Annotated in this window: 17 protein-coding genes and 1 riboswitch; of the genes, 12 read left to right on the top strand and 5 right to left on the bottom strand. The window is 39.9% G+C overall.

Annotated features, from left to right (window positions below):
- Window positions 1-2 precede the first annotated feature (2 nt).
- A complete protein-coding gene (locus ACN6NB_RS19000; RefSeq protein WP_268501880.1) occupies window positions 3-899 on the bottom strand; it encodes a PhzF family phenazine biosynthesis protein in 897 nt (298 codons plus the stop codon).
- A 242-nt stretch (window positions 900-1,141) separates the two neighbouring features.
- Here ACN6NB_RS19000 and ACN6NB_RS18995 point away from each other — a divergent pair, with 242 nt between their 5' ends.
- Window positions 1,142-3,325 carry a hypothetical protein gene (locus ACN6NB_RS18995; RefSeq protein ID WP_474253540.1) on the top strand — a complete coding sequence of 728 codons (2,184 nt, stop codon included), beginning with the start codon at window positions 1,142-1,144 and terminating at the stop codon, window positions 3,323-3,325.
- Window positions 3,326-3,461: 136 nt separating this feature from the next.
- Window positions 3,462-4,445, top strand: coding sequence for a hypothetical protein (locus ACN6NB_RS18990; protein ID WP_445285728.1), 984 nt, complete (start codon window positions 3,462-3,464; stop codon window positions 4,443-4,445).
- 50 nt (window positions 4,446-4,495) lie between these two features.
- On the opposite strand, the gene ACN6NB_RS18985 is transcribed toward ACN6NB_RS18990, so the two are convergent.
- Complete coding sequence (locus tag ACN6NB_RS18985) at window positions 4,496-5,206, bottom strand: GntR family transcriptional regulator (RefSeq protein WP_341040927.1); 711 nt, start codon at window positions 5,204-5,206, stop codon at window positions 4,496-4,498.
- A gap of 155 nt (window positions 5,207-5,361) precedes the next feature.
- Between ACN6NB_RS18985 and ACN6NB_RS18980 the strand changes: the two genes are divergently transcribed.
- The 10 genes from ACN6NB_RS18980 (at window position 5,362) to ACN6NB_RS18935 (ending at window position 19,442) form a co-directional block, all read left to right on the top strand.
- A complete protein-coding gene (locus tag ACN6NB_RS18980; protein WP_474253539.1) occupies window positions 5,362-7,260 on the top strand; it encodes a beta-glucoside-specific PTS transporter subunit IIABC in 1,899 nt (632 codons plus the stop codon).
- Between the two features lie 9 nt (window positions 7,261-7,269).
- A complete protein-coding gene (gene bglA, locus ACN6NB_RS18975; protein WP_474253555.1) occupies window positions 7,270-8,709 on the top strand; it encodes a 6-phospho-beta-glucosidase BglA in 1,440 nt (479 codons plus the stop codon).
- A 374-nt stretch (window positions 8,710-9,083) separates the two neighbouring features.
- Window positions 9,084-10,322 carry a TerD family protein gene (locus tag ACN6NB_RS18970; protein WP_144491819.1) on the top strand — a complete coding sequence of 413 codons (1,239 nt, stop codon included), beginning with the start codon at window positions 9,084-9,086 and terminating at the stop codon, window positions 10,320-10,322.
- A gap of 203 nt (window positions 10,323-10,525) precedes the next feature.
- Window positions 10,526-12,061 carry a T7SS effector LXG polymorphic toxin gene (locus ACN6NB_RS18965; protein ID WP_395942248.1) on the top strand — a complete coding sequence of 512 codons (1,536 nt, stop codon included), beginning with the start codon at window positions 10,526-10,528 and terminating at the stop codon, window positions 12,059-12,061.
- Between the two features lie 20 nt (window positions 12,062-12,081).
- Entirely contained in the window at window positions 12,082-12,747 is a 666-nt protein-coding gene (locus ACN6NB_RS18960) for a hypothetical protein (protein WP_064498925.1), read from the top strand.
- Window positions 12,748-13,198: 451 nt separating this feature from the next.
- Window positions 13,199-13,282 (top strand): YxiF family protein, encoded by an 84-nt coding sequence (locus ACN6NB_RS18955; RefSeq protein WP_435890429.1) that lies wholly within the window; start codon window positions 13,199-13,201, stop codon window positions 13,280-13,282.
- A gap of 410 nt (window positions 13,283-13,692) precedes the next feature.
- Window positions 13,693-15,570 (top strand): beta-glucoside-specific PTS transporter subunit IIABC, encoded by a 1,878-nt coding sequence (locus tag ACN6NB_RS18950; protein ID WP_474253538.1) that lies wholly within the window; start codon window positions 13,693-13,695, stop codon window positions 15,568-15,570.
- 35 nt (window positions 15,571-15,605) lie between these two features.
- Complete coding sequence (gene licT, locus ACN6NB_RS18945) at window positions 15,606-16,448, top strand: BglG family transcription antiterminator LicT (RefSeq protein ID WP_048237973.1); 843 nt, start codon at window positions 15,606-15,608, stop codon at window positions 16,446-16,448.
- An 18-nt stretch (window positions 16,449-16,466) separates the two neighbouring features.
- Window positions 16,467-17,942 carry a glycoside hydrolase family 1 protein gene (locus ACN6NB_RS18940; RefSeq protein ID WP_212044493.1) on the top strand — a complete coding sequence of 492 codons (1,476 nt, stop codon included), beginning with the start codon at window positions 16,467-16,469 and terminating at the stop codon, window positions 17,940-17,942.
- 306 nt (window positions 17,943-18,248) lie between these two features.
- A complete protein-coding gene (locus tag ACN6NB_RS18935; protein WP_099663848.1) occupies window positions 18,249-19,442 on the top strand; it encodes an MFS transporter in 1,194 nt (397 codons plus the stop codon).
- A gap of 43 nt (window positions 19,443-19,485) precedes the next feature.
- On the opposite strand, the gene ACN6NB_RS18930 is transcribed toward ACN6NB_RS18935, so the two are convergent.
- From ACN6NB_RS18930 to ACN6NB_RS18920, 3 genes are all read right to left on the bottom strand, one after another.
- Complete coding sequence (locus ACN6NB_RS18930) at window positions 19,486-20,388, bottom strand: shikimate dehydrogenase (protein ID WP_024423990.1); 903 nt, start codon at window positions 20,386-20,388, stop codon at window positions 19,486-19,488.
- A gap of 18 nt (window positions 20,389-20,406) precedes the next feature.
- On the bottom strand, window positions 20,407-21,588 hold the full coding sequence (locus ACN6NB_RS18925; RefSeq protein WP_144493805.1) for an MFS transporter: 1,182 nt from the start codon (window positions 21,586-21,588) through the stop codon (window positions 20,407-20,409).
- Between the two features lie 448 nt (window positions 21,589-22,036).
- Window positions 22,037-23,053, bottom strand: coding sequence for a LacI family DNA-binding transcriptional regulator (locus ACN6NB_RS18920; RefSeq protein WP_474253537.1), 1,017 nt, complete (start codon window positions 23,051-23,053; stop codon window positions 22,037-22,039).
- 264 nt (window positions 23,054-23,317) lie between these two features.
- Window positions 23,318-23,397, top strand: a riboswitch (glycine riboswitch).
- Window positions 23,398-23,425: the final 28 nt, after the last annotated feature.

The following is a 23,425-nucleotide window of genomic DNA, read 5'->3' as shown; positions in this document are numbered from 1 at the left end:
TTTTATAAAGACAACACGCCGCGGATCGTGATGACAGCTGCGCCTGCCACTTTGATCACCGGCTTTGATTCATTTGGAATGACTGTGATACGAAGCAAGCCAGGTCTGCCGATGGCATCGCCTTGGGCAATGTTCAGGTGAGTGATTTCTTGCTGAGAAATGATGCCCTCCAAATAAAGATATCCAGCCAATGCCCCGTTTGCTGCCCCCGTCACAGGATCTTCGGGTATACCAATCCCAGGTGCAAAATCTCTCGTATAAAGATCGCATTCTTTTGAGGTGTGGAACGTATAAAGGTGGGTTGTCGAGATGACATGCTCTTTATTCATTCTAGCTAAAGCCGCTAAGTTTGGTGCTGCTTGATCAATGTCCTGTTGGTCCTTCATCGGAACAAGCAGATGCCAGTTACCGGTGTTTGCTAATTTGATAGGAAAGGATGGATCAATGCGGTCAATGCTCACACCAAGCATGTCACTAAGCTCTTCTAAATCAATGACAAAATCTCGCGTCTTCGGTGTCACCTGAGTCATTTCCACATCAACGACCTTGCCATTTTCTTCGTGCCATACGACAGGAACCTTGCCGATCTTTGTTTCTAACACGACCCCTGATCTCTCTTTAGCCAGCCCTAGCTCCGTCGCCAGAAGCCAAGTCAATCCAACAGTCGCATGCCCGCAAAAATTGACCTCTTCCGTCGGCGTGAAGTATTTGACCCGATAATCGGCTTCCTTATCATGGGCAGGCAGCAAGAAGACGGATTCCGGTAAATTCAACTCCTTGGCGATGCTCTGCATGTCATCTTCTGTTAAAAACTCACCATCCAACACCACCCCAGCGGCATTTCCTCCAAATTTCTCAGTTGTAAACGCATCAACATGATACACTCTAATGTCTCTCATCTGACGAACCCTCCTATACATTTTTGTTACGTTTATCATAAGTTTGTTTGATGCATTCGTAAAATGAATCTTTTTGATGTTTTAAATCGGAGATGTTCATGTAAGAGAGGGGGGTTCACTGTACCTATTAAATTGGTAGTTTGATAAGTCTTTAGTCATGTTATTAACTCTTGTATCTATACTAGATGAAATGTATAATATTTGTATATAAAAACATTAATAGGAAAAGTGAGGATATATTTATGAAAATGGTCCTGAAATTAGTAGCTTCTATTCTATGTGTGATGATGTTGAGTTTTCATATACAAGAAAGTGTGAGTGCCACAGAGGGTGGAACGAAAACAACGGTTGATCGTTATCAATATGGTGATAATTATCTGACAGGTAAAACAGCGCCAAACGCAATCGTTGCATTCGTAGATTGGGGTGTTCCGAGTAACTGGAAATCTAAATATATGCACTACGCAAAAGCAGATAGTAATGGAAACTTTAAGTTGTTTTCTTGGAACATTAGTTCAGGTCAAACGGCGGAGTTAGATACGTATGACCAAAATGGGACAATGCTTTCTTCAAACAAAGTGTATGTTTTCAAGGAATCTTTTAGCTCATTAGATCCGATATATGATACTTCTCAGGAGTTAACTGGGAAAACTGTGAAGAACACAAAAGTAGAGGTCATGAAAGATGGCAAAGTAATTGCCTCAGGCACATTCAATGATGCCATTCATTTGAAGCTGCCTGCCCTAAGTGCAGGGACATTCCTAACAGTGAAAATGACGACTGGCAGCAATATCGACGTTTACAAAAAAATTGTGAATCCTAAGAAAATCTCACTTATTCCTACGACAAAATGGTCTAAATCAGTGAAAGGCCAAACGGGAATTCCTTATGCAAAGATCGTCTTTAAAAATCAAAAATCAAGTGACATCATTCAATCGATGACTGCAGATGGTGATGGCAACTTTGAGTTGAATTTAGACAAAAACACAATAAAGTCATTAAATCAAAGTAAATTTCAAGTGTTGGAACCTTCTTATGATAATGCTTTGTATGAGACCACTTTCCAACTGAGATCAACCGCTCCGACTATTGATCCTTTTACTCAGCTTTCAACTTCAGTGGGCGGAACTGCAACTCCTGAAAGTATGATCAATATTTTAGATGGAGAGGGAAGAGTCATTGGGGAAGGTCAGACAGACTCTAATGGCGTCTATGATGTTCCTGTTTCAAAGTTAATCGGTGGTGACTTCATTACAGTCAAGTCGTTCATGGCTGATAATCCGAGTGAAACGGATCAATCTCAGGAAGATGTACAGAAAGTTTTTGTGGAAGAAATCGATGATTCAAGTGAGACCATTAATGGCATGAGTACGTTTGGCGATCAAGCTATTGTAGAGGTGCAATCTGATTCAACGAATAACACAATAAAAGCAATGTCGAAACTCAGCGCTAGCACAACGAAAAAGAAATTTGGACCATTCAACATTACGCCGGGCAAAGATTTTAAATTGAAAACGGGAAAATTACAACAAGGATCTAAAGTAACAATCACGTTGCAGAGTGGAAAGAGAAAGGTCGCCTTGCCAGCCTTCACCGTCAAAAAAGTCGTCACATCTCCACTTGCATCATCCCAAGTGAAGGTGACGAACAATAAAGGGAAAAATGATACGGTGACGATAAAAGGAATCAAAAAGCAATCAGTCATCAAAGTTTTTAAACAATCTTCTGGTGGAAAAGCGATTGCCCAACAGGCTGCATCTAGCTCGAACCTGACGATTTCCTTGAAGCAATTGGGTCAAACAAGTGGAACGCTTTATATCAGTATAAAAGAGCCTGGTTTAAAAGAGGGAAATCGAGTACCAATTCGTTATCAGGGTGAAAAGTCAGAGGCTTTAAAAGCCAGCCAAGTCAAAATCAATAATCTTAAAAATAAAAATGACATCATTACAGTGAGTAAATTGAAAAAAAAAGATGTAATTAAAGTCTACTCAACAAGCGGGAAATTACTAGCTGCATCAAAACCAGCTACCAGCTCGTCCATCAAATTGTACGTTAAACAAGTTGGGACTAAGAGCGGTAAAGTGTATATCACGCGTAGCAGCGATAAGATGCTGGAAAGCGGAAAGCAAACCATTTCTTTTAAAGGTGAGCCGTCTGCTTCGTTAAAAAGCAACCAAATCAACATTGTGAACAACAAAAAGAAAAAAGACGTGGTTACGGTCAGTAAACTCACCAATCAAGATGTTGTCAAAATCTATCATTCTTCGGGAAAGCTTATTGGGAAGTCAACAGCTACTAAAGGCAAAGTTGTAAAAGTCACTTTTAAACAACTAGGCGCTAAGGGAGGAAAACTCTACTTCACCGTCACTGGGAAAGGCATGTCGGAAAGTAGTAAAACTGTAAAGGCGTTTAAAGCTGAAAAGTAGAGCTTAAGCTTAATGATCATTTTAAAAAAATCGTCATTCATTTCTATGGTGACGATTTTATTTTTAATAGCCAAACGATATAAATTCCAATGATAGGAGAGTGTTTATATTGAAAAAATTGCAGTATTTTATCCTAATGGCTGTCATCTTTTGCTGCAGTATGTGGTCCGCGACTGTTCAGGCACAATCCGGATATTTCAACACATATACAACGTATTCTGCAATGTCAGGTTCTGGGTTCTACACTTCTATGCAAGGGATGGCTGTAGATCGTAATAATAATATGATTTATGCTGCAAAAATAAATACGTCAAATCACTTGACGCAATTGTACGCTATTAAAATGAACGGCTCTTCAAGCAATAGAACTGTTAAGCTCCTTAAAAACTCTGACACCAACAGTACTAGTAATGACTTAGGACATGCTAATGACTTAGCTGTGAAAGCTCAAAAAGGTGATGAGCAAGTTAGCTTATATGTAGCGCCTATGGCCGATGGTGTAAAGTATGTAAAAAAGATAGTGAAGTTAAGTGTGAACACGAAGAAAAATACGTACAAAGTGGCTAAATCCTATGTCCTTCAGTACCAAGGGGCGAATTTATCAATTAGCGGCATCACATATTCTGTTGGAGCGGACAAGTTTATTGTCAGGTCTGGCAATCGCTTTTTTATTGGGAATTTTAATGACCAAAAAGGACAATTTGAATATGAGGCAACGTTTACATTAAATTATACGAAAGCGATTGTAAATCAATCAGTGGTGGATGTTTCTAAGTACATTCTTCAAGGCATTTCTTTCTATCAAGGAACATTATATGTACCATTATCTAAGCCAGACTCCAATGGAGGGGCTTCTAATGTGAGTGTCATTCTCACATATCCATTAAATATCAATCAAATCCTGAAAGAGCAAAAGGAAACACCTGCAAAAGATTTTTCAAAAGAGTTGTTTACTAGAAAAGACCTTTCATTTCGAATTACGAGCAGTGCATTTACTCTTTTTGAAATAGAAGCTGTTGATTTTGATGACGGAACGTTATATTTTAATACAAATCGCGGGAAGAAAGGCACACAAGAAGATATGATCGCGACGTTCAATGATTATAACTATTACAAGTGATAGGTTATTTGCAAAAAGCCCCTCAGTTTATGAGGGGCTTTTTCCGTCCATCACCCATAATAATTATTGGCTTGAATAAAAAATTGGGATTGTGTGTAGTTATATGTGATTTTCGAAAAGTCGAAGGGCTGGCCGTTTGTGAGGTGAAAGACCGTCTCGACGCGGAGGGCGGGATCGTCTTGTTTGAGGCCGAGGTGCGTCGCTTCGGTTTCATTCAATTTGCCTACTTGTAAGTACATATCGGAGAAACCGACTTTGAGCCCCAAACCTTCACTGACGAATTTAAAAACAGAATCGGCGGCAATTTCTGTGTTGAGATAAGGAATAATCGTTTTTCGGTAATAGGATTCTTCTAAACATAAGGTTTGTCCGTTGATGTAACGAATGCGTTTAAGGTAAAAAACATCTTCATCTTGTTCAATGTTCAAATTAAGTGCAGTTTCTTCGGACGGCTTGATGGTGTCTAGCATTAAAACCTCTGAGGTCAGTTGAAATTCCTCTAAATCTTTTTTAAACCCTTGGTTGGATAAAAGGCTGATGTATCCCTTGCGCCGGTGTCTTCGAACAAAGATGCCGCTGCCCCTCACTTGATAGATAATTCCTTTTTTTTCGAGTAATTCTAACGATTTGATAATGGTACTTTTGCTCACAGCAAATTGACTCATGAGTGTTTCGAGTACAGGGAGCTTATCTCCTTGTTGCATCTCATGGGTGACAATATATTTTTCAATATCGCTCGCAATTTGTTGATACTTTAACATGGCTATTCCTCTTTGTTTTCACGATTTATTGTCTTTGTATTATAGCACATACCTAATTTCCTTTGATATGCTATCTAAAATTATATATGTATTGATAAATTGTACCGGTATAATTATAATGTACATATACTAGTAGTGATAAAGGGGGGTTTTATATGTCAAAAGTGAGGGACTATCAAAAGCTTGCAGAAGACATCTTAGAGGCAGTTGGCGGAGAAGAAAATGTGGTGAGTGCTGCAAGATGCGCCACGCGGCTGCGTTTGGTCTTGAAACGTTCGAATCCAAAGGCAAAGGAAGCAGTCAATGCGATGCCTGGCGTCATTACCGTGGTGGAAAATGGCGGTCAATTTCAGGTCGTTATCGGTCAGCATGTTGGTGAGGTATATGAGCATTTTTCAAGCCTTGTTCAGCTGCAGCCGTCTGATGATGATCAGCCAAATGAAAACAAGGGAACGGTGCTGAACCGTGTCATCGCGACCATGTCTGCTGTGTTTGCGCCATTTGTGTATATTTTGGCAGCAGCAGGTATTTTACAAGGTGCACTTATCCTCATTAATTTATTATTTCCAAGCTTCTCGAAAACGGGAACGTATGAAGTCTTTAGCTTTATTTCATGGGCGCCGTTTACGTTTTTGCCTATCTTTATCGCCATCACAGCAGCCAAGCATTTTAAAACGAATATGTATATCGCCGTAGCGTGTACAGCAGCGCTTGTCAGTCCAGCTTGGACGGAGATTGCTGGACGCGTGGCATCAGGGGAAGGCGTTACTTTTTTAGGCATAGCGTTATCTGAAACAGTTTATACGTCATCTGTTTTGCCGCCGCTATTCTTGGTATGGATCCTTTCATATGTAGAGAGATTTTTAAACAAACGCATTCACGAAGTGGTCAAACCGTTATTTGTGCCATTTATCTGTATGGTTGTCATGGTTCCGTTAACGATTCTATTAATTGGTCCTCTTTCAACAGCCGGTGCAAATGGGATTGCAAACGGATACAATGTCTTAGCGGAAAATGTACCAGCTTTAGCAGGTGCTATTATCGGAGGATTCTGGCAAGTGCTTGTCATTTTCGGTGTTCACTGGGGCATTACACCAATGGTGCTCGCCAACTTTGAACAATATGGACGTGACTCCTTCCAGGCATATCAAACCATCGCTGTTATCGCTCAGGTCGGCGCAGTGTTAGGGGTTATTTTAAAAGCAAGAAACCGCGAAACACGAAAAGTCGGGGTTTCAGCGGGAATCACGGGTCTCTTTGGAATTACTGAGCCTGCGATTTATGGGGTTACCCTGCGTTTCAAAAAACCATTTATTTTCGGATGTATATCTGGAGCGGTCGGTGCCATTGCTGCCAGCTTCTTTACGCCTTATTACTTTGCGTATGCAGGTTTGCCTGGTCCACTGACGATTGTAAACGGAATTAGTTCAGATTATCCAACATCGGTCATCGGCATATTGATTGGTGTCGCAATTGCGCTGATCTTACCAGTTGTGCTTATTCAAATGTTTGGTTATGGGGAAGATACAGTGGAACAGACAGCCGGTGCAACGTCTGATAAAGAGCAAGTTGGAGAAAAAATTAATGCTTCGATGAATAATGAAGAAACCATTCCTGCACCGCTTGCAGGGAAAGTGATCCCGTTATCTGAAGTGCCAGATGCCGTATTTAGCTCGGGGGCGATGGGCAAAGGGTTTGCGATTGAACCGACAGACAACAAGCTGTATGCACCGTTTGACGGTAGTGTCGTCATGCTTGCGCCAACAAAGCATGCAATTGGACTGCGTTCAGAATTCGGGGTGGAGTTACTAGTTCATGTAGGAATTGATACGGTTTCCCTAGATGGCTCAGCATTTACTCTGCATATCAAAGAAGGCAGCAAGGTGAAGAAGGGTGACTTGTTGATGACATTTGATCAAGAAGCCATTGAAAGCAAAGGATTAAAAACAATCACACCAGTCATCATCACCAATACACAAGCGTACGAAGATGTGATTGTAGAAGAACAATCGACATGTCAGTCAACAGACGTCATGATCACAATTGTGAAATAGGAGGAATGAATAATGACATTACCAAAAGATTTTCTATGGGGCGGAGCATTAGCTGCACATCAATTTGAAGGTGGATGGAATGAAGCAGGAAAAGGCCCAAGTGTTGTAGATGTGATGACAGCAGGTGCTCATGGAGTACCGAGACAAATAACTGAAACGATAGAAGAAGATAAATTTTATCCGAACCATGAAGCGATCGATTTCTACCATCGTTATAAGGAAGATATCGCAATGTTTGCCGAAATGGGTTTAAAATGTTTACGTACATCGATTGGCTGGAGCCGGATTTTCCCTAAGGGAGATGAAGCAGAACCGAATGAAGCAGGGTTACAATTCTATGATGATGTATTTGATGAACTGCTCAAGCATGGCATCGAGCCTGTGATTACGCTGTCTCACTTTGAGATGCCGCTCCATTTAGCAAGAGAGTACGGCGGGTTCCGCAGCCGAAAAGTCGCTGAGTATTTCGCGAAATTCGCAGAAGTATGCTTCAATCGATACAAAGACAAGGTCACATACTGGATGACATTTAATGAAATCAATAACAAAATGGATGTCAACAACCCGCTGTTCCTTTGGACAAATTCAGGGGTATCAGTCAAAGAAGGCGAAAATGCCAAAGAAGTCATGTATCAGGCAGGACACCATGAATTACTTGCAAGTGCATGGGCAGTAGCCAAAGGAAAAGAAATTAATCCTGCTTTCCAAATTGGAGCGATGGTGTCTCACGTGCCAATCTATCCATATTCCTCAAACCCTGAGGATGTCATGCTGGCAGAGGAATATATGAGACAGCGCTATTTCTTCCCAGATGTACAGGTGCGAGGCTACTATCCGAGCTATGCATTAAAAGAATTCGAACGCGAAGGCTATCACATTCCATTTGAAGATGGCGATGAAGAAAGCTTAAGAAAAGGGAAAGTGGATTATCTAGGCTTTAGCTACTACATGTCGACAACGGTTAAAAGTGATACGGTGTCTGATCACAACGGAGACATTGTCAACGGAGCCCTGCCGCATGGTGTAGATAACCCTTATATCAAATCAAGTGACTGGGGCTGGTCTATTGACCCGACAGGCTTAAGATATACATTGAATCGTTTTTACGATCGCTATCAAATCCCGTTATTCATCGTAGAGAATGGATTTGGTGCAATAGATCAAGTGGAAGAAGACGGTTCTATTCACGATCCAGAAAGAATTCAATATCTCGCTTCTCATATCGAAGCACTGAAAAAAGCCATTGAATACGACGGTGTCGACCTTATTGGCTACACACCTTGGGGCATCATTGATATCGTGTCATTCACAACAGGCGAAATGAAAAAACGCTACGGCATGATCTACGTTGACCGCGACAACGAAGGAAACGGCTCAATGAAGCGCCTCAAAAAAGATTCGTTTACTTGGTATCAAAACGTCATCGCAACGAATGGTGAAGAAGTGTAATAAAGGAAAATAGAAGCCCGGACGAGCGTGGTATATGCTTGTTCGGGTTTTTCATTGTTTATGTTTTATTAATGCCTGAATACAAAGAAAAAAGAGAGTAATAGCGACAAAATAGTTCATTGGATTGTGAAAGATCTTAATGTTCAAGGAAATTTGAAGAAGAATCCAAAAGCCGAATATCACCATAACAGCAGGAATGATTTTTTTATACACAATGATTCTCCTTTCGAGAGTAGTTTGTTTTTCATTGGCATTGTCTCATATCAATGCAGAGATTGTAATGAGATAAAGATATTCATAGGTTCTATTATACAATTTGGTATAATTGATCTATAAAAGAGATAAATGGTAGATAAAGAATAGGAGTTGTTGAAATGAATCAAACTCTGCAAATGGGTGCCAATACCGTACTAAACTCTCCAAAGGGACAAGTATCCATCAGTTATGAAGTATCATCTGCAATTGATATTTCTTTAACAGCGTTTCTCTTAACAGATTCAGATCTAGTTCAAGGAGATAATGGCATTATTTTTTACAATCAGCCGGAGAGTGCCACGGGTGTCGCGACACTTTTACCAGCAGAGATATCAGGTCAGTTGAAAAGGCATCAATTGAATTTTGATATGAGCAAAGTGCCTGCTGGAATCACAAAGGTGGCGATTACACTAACAGAGGATCAAGGAATTGGTTTTTCTCAAGTGAAGAATCTGCAAGCAGAAATTCAAACAGGCGATGAGGTACTATACCTTACACCAGTAAGCTTTACAAATGAAAAGGGTATTGTCGTAGTAGAGCTATATATCAGAAATGGTGAAACGAAAGCACGATCCATCTGGCGTGGCTTCGATTCTGGATTAGAAGGGTTATGTAAGCTTTTTGGGGTAGAGGTTGAACCTGATGAACAGGATGTTTCTACACCTCCTCAAATGACTTCTGAAAAATTAATTGATGAGCCTGCTCCTCCAATGAAGACAGCTGCTAAAGAGAAAGTCGCTGCACCAATTAGCTTAGAGAAAGTTCAAGGTAAAATTAGTCTAGACAAAGGTCATAAACCGATCATCATTGAAAAAACGCCTGAGATTACAGCTACAGTATCCTGGGAGTCTGGAACCGATTATGATATTTATGCATTGGTCTATACGAAGTCAGGAAAACAAATAGATGTGGCCATGTTTGGCGCAAAAGGTGTTCCTGCTCTCAAAAGTTACGGTAACGGAGCTGTAGAGCATATGGGAGATGTCGGTAGAGACCGTGAATCGATGAAAACAGAAGTCATTAAATTACGGTTAAATGACGATATCATTGCTATCGTTCCGGTTGTTTATTCTGCTCAATCAAACGGAACAGGTTCTTTTTATAGATATAGGGTATCTATGAGTATCGATAATCACCAAGGAACATCTGTGACAATTCATGCCAAACATGCGAATGATAATGATCGGATTTATTCTTGTGTGCCGGGTATGCTTCAAAATACAAATGATGGTGTGATCATACGTCCGCTGGAGCTTTACAGCAAACCAAATTCCGAGCGTAGACCTAAATTAAAAATGAAGTCTTCTGATGAAATTGATGTTTTGATGGATAAAGGACCAATCAATGATTATAAATAAAATGAATGTATGGCTAGACAGAGCAAAGTGCATTGTCTAGCTTATTTTATTTGACCTTTAAATAGAGAGTCTATCCCATTTTTTGTGTCATTTAGCCTATTTTTCCGTTTTGAGGGGCACGGTAAAATAGACTTTATGATCAATAATGGAGGGAGTGACTTCTTCTGGGTAAGATACTTGATGCAAAAGCACTAACCAGTGCCATGGACACAAGAGCAAAACACTACCAGGAACTCCGCGAACAAATGGTAGATTTAAAAAAGGCATTACAAGGTGTTGCCAACCTCGGTGATGATTTTACTGGAAAAGGTGCCGATAACATTAAAAGCTTTTATAAAGAACTAGCGGGTAATGTTGATATGTTTATCAATTTCATTGATAAGCAAAAAGCCTTTCATGAAGGTGTTTCTGGGACACTTGATGATACAAACTTTGGCGGCGACACCTTTGTAGAAGAACACTTTTTAGACAACGCAGTACATATGGGCATCAAGAATGCCAAAAGCATTGTGAAGGATCAAAAAAAGGCACTCAAAACCATTTTTCAAGACATTGATGACCTCATTTCCCTAGAGGTATTTGATAGCCAAACCTTTGATGAAAAAATAGAAGATGCGGAAGATGAACGAAAAAAGACGGTCAAAGATCTGAGAGAGCTTGATCAAAATTTAAAAGATGAATATGCTTTGTCAGAAACGGAGCAGCAAGCTACAATGGCATTGTACGCAGAAATGATGAATGCGACAAATGACGGAAAAGCGATTTCGCCTATGAATTTTGACAAGAAAGCGTATCAAAATAGCGAAATCTACAAGGCAAAAAGCGATATTGAAAAGCAAACTTCTGAATATCTGAAAATCAAAAAAGAACAAGAAGAAGCCCGCGAGATCGCAAAAGAACAAGAAGCCCTCGCCAACCGTCCTTGGTATGAAAAAGCGCTCGATTACGGTGGAAATATCGTCAATGAACTGACAGGTGTGAACGATGCAAAACGTGCCGCAACAGGCGTTGATCCAATCACAGGGGAAGAGCTCACCGCAGGCCAGCGAGTCGCGGCAGGCGGCATGGCAGCAGCAGGCTATATCCCAATCGTAGGCTGGGCAGGCCGCATTTTTAAAGGCGGAAAGGCGGTCTATAAAACGACTCAAGCCACATCAGCTGCAGTCAGAGCAGTCGACATCTACAAGACATCTCAAAAATCCTTTGACGCCCTGAAAACATCTCAAAAAGGCTTATATGGCCTCACCGCCACAAACGGTTTCAGCGAAGCAATCACAGGCCGCGATATGTTTGGAAACAAGATCTCAAAAGAACAGCAGGAAGCGAGTATGAACGCGGCACTTGGAATGCTATTGCCATATAGAAGTAAGAGTTTAAAACAACTTCAATTTAAACATAAACCAAAAGAAATAATAACTAAAAAAGAAAATTATCAAAGATATGTGAAAGCTGAAAATGGGCAGCGTCCTCCTAATTTTTCACCTGAAGGAGCCAAAAGAAGAGGGGCTTATCGAGAATCTAAAAGGGCAAGTGGTATACCAGTAAGTGAACAACCCATAGAAGTTAGACCAGCAGTGGACAAAAGAGGTAACCCTATCCCTGGTAAGGATTATTTCTTTAAAGATGATAAAGTGGTTAGAGATCATGCAGGAGGTCATTATTATCCAGACGACTTAAGTCAGAATAGAGATGCTCATTTTAATGATATTTATGGAAACCACTATGACTATGAAAAATAGTTATCATTGGAGGATTATAAATGAAAATAGAACTTGAATTCGAACAAGAAGTGACAAACTACTATAAGTGGTTAGATCAAAAAATAAATGAACTCAAACAGTTAAGTGTATATAGTATTAATGGATATTACTTTTTAGATGATGGTGGTATTAAGACTTTTCAAAGTTATTGTCAAAATGAACTAATCGAAATTTTTAGCGATCAATTGACTAATTACCATTTTTATATCTTTCTGAGTAAGAAAGTAAGTGATGTACATTCTCGAATAGAAAAATTCCGAAAAGTATGGAAATCTATTGATTCAGAAATAAATACATCAGGTTTTGAAAAGGGGCCAGAATTACTTTTAGATGAACATGAAAATCATTTTTATGTCAGTATGGCCAAGGTTCCTCAACATGATTTAGATAAAGCATTGCGAATAATGGATCAGTATCAATCTAGTTTCATGATTGCCAGTAGAAGGAATTCTATGCTCTCAGAGGAATCTATAAAAGATTTATTTTACTCAGGATTGGATAAGAATAGTAATGAAGTAGATTATCAAGCGCTTTTCTTGAAGTATGGTTTGAATAGTGAAATTATCTTTAGATGGGGATCTGTTCTAAATGAGGCCGAATTGGCAATGATTTTAAATAAAGATCATACCCAGAAAATACAGGAGCGAATACAAAGCCATTCATAGTATCTTCAAAATGATCCGTAATATTTTAAACAATCTCCACATTCGGGACTGATCCCCCGTTTTTAAGAGACTGGGATCAAAACACCGTATGAAACAGCCAGTTGTCGAAACTCTTTAGATGACTGGTTGTTTAATTTCCATAGAATTCGAATAGTGGTATATGGATTTTATAAAATCGCTGCGTAATGTTTGTCAGATGGTGGAGATGATAGAAACCTCCTAATTTTAACTTCTCATGTTCTTCTTGATATTCAGATATTTACCGTCTTCCAACTTGTTGATGAAAGCGATGATGTTCCCCATAATGGTACAATTTCACATGTGTTTTGCCAGAAGGTGTTTGCTTACCTTCAATCAAGAGAACATAGAGCATGAAATTGAAGCACTTGAAGTGAATTTGAATGAAGTTTCTTGAGCAAACAAAATTTTTAAGTGGGTATTTTTTATTTTAGTGGCAGAGGGTTTCCGTTTTGGATTATGCATCGAGAGAACGGAATATTTTTATGAGTTCAGTACTTGTGGCTGTGAAGTTTAGAAGGGATATGTTGATAGAAACGGCTGGGTGTTATTCGAAGATGTCATCACCTGACTGTTCTAGTTAAAACAATACCTCTCGCCTTCAATACGAATCCTAAAAAGGTACGATTAGATGATATAACTGTGCTCTTTGATCTATATTTAATAAATTTATGATTTGATTTGTAAGAAAAACATTGCTTTTGTGAAGATAATTAATTACTATAAAGATATTAACATGTTAAAAGCGGTTTCATGAAACGATGAAAATTTAAAAATAGAATAATGCGTACATTCAATAAGGCGTGTTACTGTTCGGCAGGCAAGACCTAGATTGGATGGGATATCTGTATTTGTATATTCCCACCCAATCCAGGTCTTTTTTTGTTCCCTGAGCGCCTATAATCAAAAATGAAAGCGGTGACTTTAATGAATCATAAAGACTTAGCTCAAGACATTCTAAAACATATTGGCGGAAGCGAAAATGTTCAAAATGCCATCCACTGTATGACGAGATTACGGCTGACTTTAAAAGATTCTTCACGCGCAAACTCTGAAGAAATTAGCCGTCTTGATGGCGTCATTCAAGTAGCAGATACAGCTGGTCAGTATCAAATTATTATTGGAAATGATGTTGGTTATGTTTACAAAGAGTTTGCAAAACTGATTGATCAAAATCCGGAAGCAAGCGGACAGATTGTACAGAATAAAGATCATAGCTTGAAAGGATATTTCAATCGTTTTGCCAATTTAATCACTGGCATTTTTGCACCGATCATCCCTGCGATCGCTGGTGCAGGAATGTTGAAGGCTCTATTAATTTTATTGCCGATGCTGAACTTGATGAAAGAAGACAGCCAAACCTATTTGGTATTGAAAATCATCTCAGATGCAGCGTTTTTCTTCTTGCCAATTTTGTTAGCCTATACAAGCTCACAAAAATTTGGCACAAACCCTATGGTATCAATGGCTTTGGCTGGAGTTTTGTTACATCCGAACTTAACAGCCCTGTTTAGCAGTGGTGATCCAGTTGTCTTTGCGGGCATCCCACTAAAAGCTGTTTCTTATGGTGCATCGGTTATTCCGATCATACTCATTGTCTGGCTGATGTCATATGTAGAAAAGCTGGCAGATAAATTATCACCGGGACCTGTCAAAATCTTTATGGTTCCTTTAATTACGATGATTATTGTCGCTCCGATTGGTTTACTGTTTTTAGGGCCGCTCGGTATGTATCTTGGTGCAGGCTTAGCTGCAGGGGTCTTATGGATCCAGCAAACTGCGGGATGGGCAGCTGTTGCGATTTTAGCCGTTTTCTTACCTTTTATCGTCATGTTTGGGATGCAGAAGGTGTTCTATCCAGTTGTTATCGCGTCCCTTGCTTCACCAGGATACGATGCTCTCATTGGGGTCGCTATGCTAGCAGCGAACTTTGCGCAAGGTGGAGGTGCTTTGGCTGTTTCATTTAAAACCAAAGATCCTAAGTTAAAACAAATTGCGATGTCCGGAGGAATTTCTGCTTTATTTGGTATAACAGAACCTGCATTATACGGCGTTCATTTAAAACTTAAGAAAACATTACTCGCATGTATGATTGGAGCAGGGGTTTCAGGTATTTTTGTTGGATTGATTAAGCTAAAGGCGTTTGTCATGGTTTCACCTGGTATCGCAACAATGCCGATTTTCATTGAAAAAGGGACTTCAAACTTTACGTTTGCCATTATTGGTGCAGTCGTTTCAGCGGTCGTTGCGTTTATTGCTGTTTACATCATCGGCTTTAAAGATGCAGAAACTGAAAACATCGAGAAGAAAAATGAGCCTGTTTCCACATCAGAAAGCACAAGAAATCGTGAAGTCATTTATGCACCAATTAAAGGAGACATCATTCCTTTAACAAAAGTGAATGATAAAGTATTCTCTGAAGAAGTGATGGGGAAAGGGGCAGCGATTCAACCTAGTGAAGGGAAAGTATTTGCTCCTTTTGATGGACAAGTAGAAATGATTTTCCATACAAATCATGCCATTGGTTTAAAATCCAACCTTGGTGTGGAAGTTCTGATTCATATTGGTATTGATACTGTAAACTTAAATGGACAATATTTTACTTCACATGTTCAAAAAGGTGATACAGTGAAACTAGGTCAACTTCTGATTGAATTTGATCAACAGAATATACAAAAGGCTGGCTATGATACAACAACACCAGTCATTATTACAAATACAGCTGATTATTTAGAAATTTTACCCCAAGAGGGAAAAACGAATCCTGTTTCTGGTCATCAGCAGCCACTTTTAACGGTCTTATAAATCGATTTTGAATGTATCCAGGAAGGTGATATGGTATGGAAATTATAAAAGTGCTGAATACCAGTGTGGTTCTCGCTAAAAGAGATGACGGTAAGGAAATCATCGTAATGGGTAAGGCGATTGGATTTAAAAATAAGCCAGGCAGTCTTATTCAAGAGTCTGATATTCAAAAAATCTATGTGCTAGAAGATCAAAGTACGTCTAATGATTTAGCTGAGCTTATGAGGGAGACCCCAGAGGAATTTTTAATCATGACAGATGAGATTATATCCTATGCGAAGCGCCGTTTATCTACACACCTAAATGAGCATCTTTATATTTCTTTAACCGATCACCTTTTTATGGCTACGAAGCGCTTTAAGGAAAATTTAACGATACAAAATCGACTGCTGTGGGAAGTGAAGAAATTTTACCCCGAGGAATTTAGCATTGGTCTGCATGCACTAGAGCTGATTGAAAAACAGTTAGGCATTCAGCTGCCTGAAGAAGAAGCGGCGAATATTGCATTTCATCTAGTAAATGCGCAGCAGACCAAAGATAATTTAAATCAAATCGTGATGATGACCAATATGGTCAAAGACATTTTAAATATTATCAAAATGCATTATAAGATCGACATTCCGACAGATACGATTAATTACTCCAGGTTTTTAACACATTTACAGTTCTTTGTTCAACGTTTACTTGAGAACAAAATGCTTGAAACAGATGATCACGATCTCATTGATCAAATCATGAGGAAGTATCCTGAAGAAGTAAAATGTGTGGAGAAAATCGAGAAATATATTAAAACAAATGTGGATTACACGATATCCAGTGACGAAAAAATGTATTTAATTATTCACGTTAATCGAGTGGTTCAAAGAAATAACGCATAGTCTTGAGGAGGAAGAAACATGTCTAATCAAATCAGGAAATTTCCAGAAGGATTTTTATGGGGAGGCGCCATCGCGGCAAACCAAGCCGAAGGCGCATGGAATGTAGACGGAAAAGGGCTATCGACTGCTGATGTGGCGATCTTTAAAAAAGGTCTCAGTAAGTCTGATTATAAAAAGCACAACAAAGTGGATGAAGAACAAATTCAGCAAGCGATGCGTGCAGATACCGCTGAAGGTTATCCGAAACGAAGAGGTGTAGACTTTTATCATCGTTATCCTGAAGATATGGCGCTGTTCAAAGAAATGGGATTGAAGACGTTACGTGTCTCGATTGCATGGACACGTATTTTTCCAAACGGTGATGAAGAAGAGCCAAATGAAGCGGGATTATTATTTTACGACCGCCTATTCGATGAGATGAAAAAGCATGATATTGAACCACTCGTCACGTTATCTCATTATGAAATGCCGCTATACTTAGTGAATCAATATGGAGGATGGTCTCATCGCATTGTCGTTGATTTCTTTGTGAAATTTAGTCGAGTTGTATTTGATCGATATAAAGATAAAGTCAAGTATTGGCTGACTTTCAATGAAATTGATAGTATTGTCCGACATCCATTTACAAGTGGTGGAATCGTTTCAGAGCGCTTTGACAATGTAGAACAGGCAGTTTATCAAGCATTGCATCATCAATTTGTTGCAAGTGCTTTGGCCGTTAAATATTGTCATGAAATGATTCCGGGGGCACAAATAGGGTGTATGCTGACGAAATTAACAACATATCCGTATTCTTGTAATCCAAAGGATGTTCTGAAGGCATCAAAGAACAATCAGTTTAATATGTTTTTCACAGATGTACAGGTGCGTGGTGAGTATCCGCGTTTTATCAATCGACTGTTTAAAGAAAAAAATATTCACATTGAGAAACAGCTGGGAGATGACGAATTATTAAAGGTGCATACGGTTGATTTTATTTCATTCAGTTACTACAATTCCTTGGTTGCTACTGAAAATAGTGAAGGCATGGAAACTGTCAGCGGCAATACAATAGGTGGAGTGAAAAACCCATATTTAGAAGTGAGTGAATGGGGCTGGCAGATCGACCCGATTGGAATTCGTATCTCTTTAAATGACTTATACGATCGCTATCAACTACCACTATTTATAGTTGAGAATGGATTAGGTGCATACGACAAGGTGGAAGATGGAAAGATAAATGATGATTATCGGATTAGCTATCATGAGCAGCATTTCCAGCAGATGCTGGAAGCCATTGAGGATGGAGTCGAATTAATAGGTTACACCAGCTGGGGAATTCTTGATTTAATTAGTTACTCGTCATCTGAAATGGAAAAGCGATATGGGTTTATCCATGTTGATCAAGATAACGATGGAAACGGAACGTTAAATCGAACACCTAAAAAAAGCTTTTACTGGTATCAAGAAGTCATTCGTCAAAATGGGTTGAAAATGAACGATGAACAGAAATGAGACATCAGTTAAGGAGTGGCAGCTAACCACTCCTTTTTTCGATCGATGGTGTCATACGCTTGATCGGTGAATTCCCCTCAAATTTAAGCAATTCACTATCTTTACCTTTCTCATTCGTATAAAATAAGAGCAGTGAAAAATTGAAGAAATGCTTGATACATGAAGGGCGTGTAAGCTGTGAGCTGCATGACATGATGAGATGTATGAACGTGAAGGCTGCAAAGCTGTTCTTCCTCACATATGAGATCTTGTAAGCGTAACCATTATTTGTCACTTCATTGCGATGGTGTTGAGGGGTGTGTCAGGATGAGGAATCCGTATGTGAGAACGGCTTCTAGTCTGTATATTAATTACTTTTTATTAGGTATGGTCAATATTATTTTGGCTTCAAATATGCCATTTTTAATCAAACAATTAGATACCAATAGTGCGGGAATTAGTTATATGATTTCGGCGCTTGGCATTGGCAGGGTGCTCACGTATGGTTTATCAGGCGTACTGTCAGATCGTTTTGGGCGAAAGCCGGTCATTTTGGTTTCTGGTGTGCTGATGGCGGTGTTCCTCATCGGAATCCCATTGTCACCGAATTATCAAATCGCATTTGCGTTTGCGATTTTGGCAGGGGTCGCGAATTCGGCAATGGATGCAGGAACGTATCCTGCGTTAATGGAGGCTTTTCCGCAAAACTCGGGATCTGCGAATGTGATGGTGAAGGCCTTTATCTCCATTGGGGCAACCATTTTGCCACTGGCGATTTACTTTTTAGCAGAGCATGATTTGTTTTATGGAATTTCATTTTTTGTTCCTGCTCTGATCTATCTTGTGAATGTCTTGATGCTGTGGACCTTGCCATTTCCGAATCATCGCAAGGTGGAGCAAGTCCAGGTAACGGAGCATGATGGACTTCCGCGCTTCTCGACAGAGCCTACATTTTGGAGGGAAGGGATCGCACTCATTTTAATCAGCTTTACATCAAATGGGCTGTATGCGCTGCCGCAAATTTGGCTTCCTACTTACGGTGAGGCTATCTTGGGGATGGCATCGGGCAGTGCTGTGAAACTGCTCAGTTACTATAGTATGGGCGGGCTGCTGTCTGTTGTGATGCTCGCGTTTCTTTTGCGCCGTTTTGTCCGTCCGGTCACTGTACTGCTGATCTATCCAATCATTACACTTGTTTCTATTTGTGTACTTTTGGTCGTGAAATCGCCAGTCATAGGAACCGTCAATGCTTTTGTATTAGGATTTTCAACAGCAGGAGTTTTTCAGCTGACGTTAACTGTGATGGCTGAATTCTTCTGGAAAAACAAAGGGACGATGACAGGGATTATCTCCACAGCAGGCGGCGTGTCGGCTATCGTCATCCCGGTCGTAACAGGTTTAATTCAGAGTCACGCGTCCATTTTACAAATCTTTATGTTCGATGCAGTGGTGGCTGTTGCGGCCATTATCGGCGCACTGTATATCCTGTATCGCTACCGTCAAGTTATGGTACATGATTAAAAAAAAAGACGACCTCCGCTTAGGAAGTCGTCTTTCTTTTGTATTAGAAACGGTCATTTTCAAAAAGGATTTGTTTTACTTGATCAACTGGCATATCTTCGCCAGTAAAGAGTTTGTAAGCAAGTGCACCTTGCCATAGCATCATTCCAAGACCGTTAATCGTTTTGGCGCCAGCTTCCTGTGCTTGTGCAAGAAGCTTTGTTTTTTGCGGGTTGTATACGACGTCTGTCACGATCAAATCTTCACGAAGTACATCAAGTGTATCATCGATAATGCTGAGCTGGTCTAGTGGTTTCATGCCAAGGCTTGTCCCGTTTGCCAGGATCGCACTTTCTGCTACTTCACGGCGGAACGCGTCTTTGTCTTCAAGTGGGAAAATGTTTGCTTTGACACCGAAAGATTTCATTTCGTTGTTGATGTAATTTACATTTTCTTCTGCTTGAACGAAGTATTGGTCATTACGAGCAAAAATACTAATTTCACGAATGCCGGACTGTGCAAGCTGAATCGCAATCGGAGTTGCCGCGCCGCCAGAGCCAACAAGTGTGACTTTTTTGCCGGCTAATTCAACGCCATGCTCAATCAAGTTTCTCACATATCCAAGACCATCTGTGTTGTAGCCGATGAGCTTACCATCTTTGTTTACTACAGTGTTACTTGCACGTGTATATCTTGCAGAATCATCTAGTTCGTCTAAGTAATCTAGTACTTTCATTTTGTTCGGCATAGAGACGTTAAATCCAGCTGCACCCATTGCTTTCATACCGTTTACGGCTGCTTCTAGTTCATCATTCCCTACTTCAAATGCGAGGTAGGCATAGTTGATACCTGTTAGTGTATAGCCAAGGTTATGCATACGTGGTGAAAGGCTGTGTCCGATTGGTGTAGCAAGAAGACCGACTAATTTTGTTTTTCCATCAATATTTCGTTCATGTATGTTTGTCATGATTGACATCTCCTTTAGTTATCTAAATAATTTTTTCATGCGTCCAAGAACAAAGACCGCTAGTAATACGCTAATAACCGCAATGATCATATCGAAGAATAACGTCATTTTAATATCGTACGTGCTGACCAACCCACTTGTAATGAGCGGCACGAGAATAAACGCTGAGCTTGCCGCAATGTTGACATAGGATGAAGCCGTTGCTTTGTTTGTCGGGAACAATTTCATCATGATACTCATCGCAAGCTGGAAGATCCCTGCTGTAAATAGACCTAAGAAGAAGGTGCTGACAATGACAATGCTGTACGTTTCGATTTGGAAAAGTGAAAGCATTGCAAGGAACGCCCCAATTGGATAAATGATTGCCACCATAATTGGTGAAATGAATTTATCTAAGACGATCGAAAGCAAGAGAACAGATACGAGTGCACCAATACTAAAATAAGATAGAAGCTGTGTGGCTTGTCCTGTGCCAAGTCCGATTAATTTTAACCCGAGCTGCGGAAGCCATGTCTGCCATACGACAAACAATGCAGTCGACGTGAATCCCATAAGAACAACGGCTAAGCCTTCACCAAGCATTTTTGGTTCTTCCTTCAGCTGGTCCTGTACTGGAAGAGCATCTTGTGAAGAAACTTGCTTATGGTTCGGGAATGGCATAAAGAGTAAGTAAATTCCTACAAGTAAATAAAGAAGCCCTAGTCCAAAGAACGCCCAGCCCCAGAAGATGTCATGTGCCACTAGGTACGCCAAGATAAATGGAAGAACAGTCGCCCCAATGGATACAGACGCTTTTACTAAAACAGAAGCCGAACTTGCTTTTTTCGGAAATGACTCTGTCAAAGCAGGGTAGGTTCCTGAATCAAGCAGTGAGTTGGCAATACCTGCTGAAATCGCAAAGATAAATGCCAGTGTATAACTCGTTGTCGTTGGAATACCGATTAAGAATAATAAGTAAAGAAAATTTCCTGTAATAATGACAGGCTTACGTCCCCAGCTATCGGCTAACCGACCTGAGAAAAAGAGAGCAATGAGTTTACCAATTCCGATCGCCGATACAAGCAAGCTGATTTTCGGAATATCTACATGGTAGCGCTCAGATAAGCTGTCCATGTTGGAAGCTACAATAATATTGATCATGCCAAGCATGAAGTAGTTTAAATACATGCCAAGTGACGATTTAATATAAGGATTTTTCATGTTCCCACTCCTATATTTGAAACCCCTTTAAGGTCAAATTCTTTGTATACCCTTTGTTATTGTTTCCTTCAAAATGAATAATATGAAGCCCATCACAACACCCCTTATGTGATTGATGAAAAAATAATGAATATTCATCTGTTCTTCAATCAAGTACATCGTTCTACTAAAATTTAAAAAATAATAACAGCCTTGATTAGGAAGTGAAACTTCATGATTTGATCAGAATCATAAAAAATCACTTTTAACTGTTTTTTGATAGAAATAACGATAGGACGAAATAGGTATAACGATATACTAAAAGAAGCAACGAGATAAATATACTCCTGCATTTTAAATGTGTCAAGTTTATGACTTTGTGATTTAAAAAAAGAAAATTGAAACAAAGAAATAGTTGACTTGATCAATAAAAAAAGGAGAATTGCTGTCCACAATTCTCCTTTCCATATCAGGTAGAGGTTTCTCTAATATGAAGTTGAGGCTTTAAAATCAATCTCTGCAGCTCTTCATCCTGATCGTTCATTTTATGATATAAAAGGTTCGCTGCTTTTGCCCCGATGGATCGGGGGAATGAAGAAACAGTGGTGAGCGGCGGATGGTACATCTCCGCTTCAGGAACATTATCGAATCCAACCACATCAATATCTTCACCTGGCTGGATGCCCCGTGCTGACAGTGCTTGCATGACTCCAAATGCAACTAAGTCACTAAAACAAAAAATAGCGGTAGGAGGCTCGGGTTGATCCATCACTTGAGCGAGTGCTTCTTTCCCGCCTTCACGAGTAGGTACGATATCAATAATAAGGGAATCATCAATCGTCAGGTTTTCATCGTCATGAGCTCTTTTGAAACCTTTCATCCGCTCAATCCAAGTCGATGAGGTCTTGATGCCGCCTAAGAAGGCGATACGTCGATGCCCCTTCTGAAGAAGATGATGAATGGCCATCCAAGTGCCTTGTTCATAATCAACACCGACATAATCACATTGCACATCTGATAACTCACGATTTGCAAGTACTTTTGGGGTGCGAATTTGATTTAATTGTTTGACGGTTCGAGCAGAGCTTTTCGAAGCTGGGTTTAAAATAATTCCGCCCACTCGGTGCTCTACCATGGTGGAAATGAGCCGCTCCTGTTTGTCGACACTGTCAAAGGTTGTACCAAGTAAAACGGTATAGCCTAGTGATTCAAGCGTGGTTTGCACGCCGATTAAAAATTCCGAAATAAAGGTGTTAGAAATATCTGTGACAATCACACCAACGATATTTGAGCTTTTTGACCGCATGTTGGCAGCAACGCGGTCATATACGTATCCTAAGTCTTCCATGGATTGCAGTACTTTGTTTCGAGTGGCTTCAGAGATTCTAGGATTGTTTCGAACAACGAGTGATGCCGTTGAAGTCGAGACACCGGCATGCTTGGCGACTTCCTGTAATGTGACACGCTGTTTGTTCATTTTTTTCATTTATCTTCACCAACTTCAATGGATTGCCTAACTTTGTTCATGATCAAGAGGGATTTCTCCATCAGACGAGCCGAACATCTTTTGGTTTATTATACATGAATTAGGGGGGATTGATGAAGTGAAGACATATGGGTATCACCGTAAATCATAAAAGATTACCATTGACAGCATTCTGATTGAGGCGTAAAATATAAAATTATTCAGAAATAGCAACATTTTAATTAAATAACGAAGGCTATGATTGCTGTGGGTCACACTATAGCAGGAGCAGCTTCTGGAGAGACCGCATGTATGTGCGGCGCCGAAGGGTTCACAATCTCAGGCAAAAGGACAGAAGAGTACGAAATATTGTATTTGTGATGCATGGATGAT

The organism is Bacillus sp. 11B20 (genome assembly GCF_056098985.1).
The sequence above is the reverse complement of the archived record's forward strand: the minus strand, read 5'-3'. Positions and strand labels throughout refer to the sequence as shown.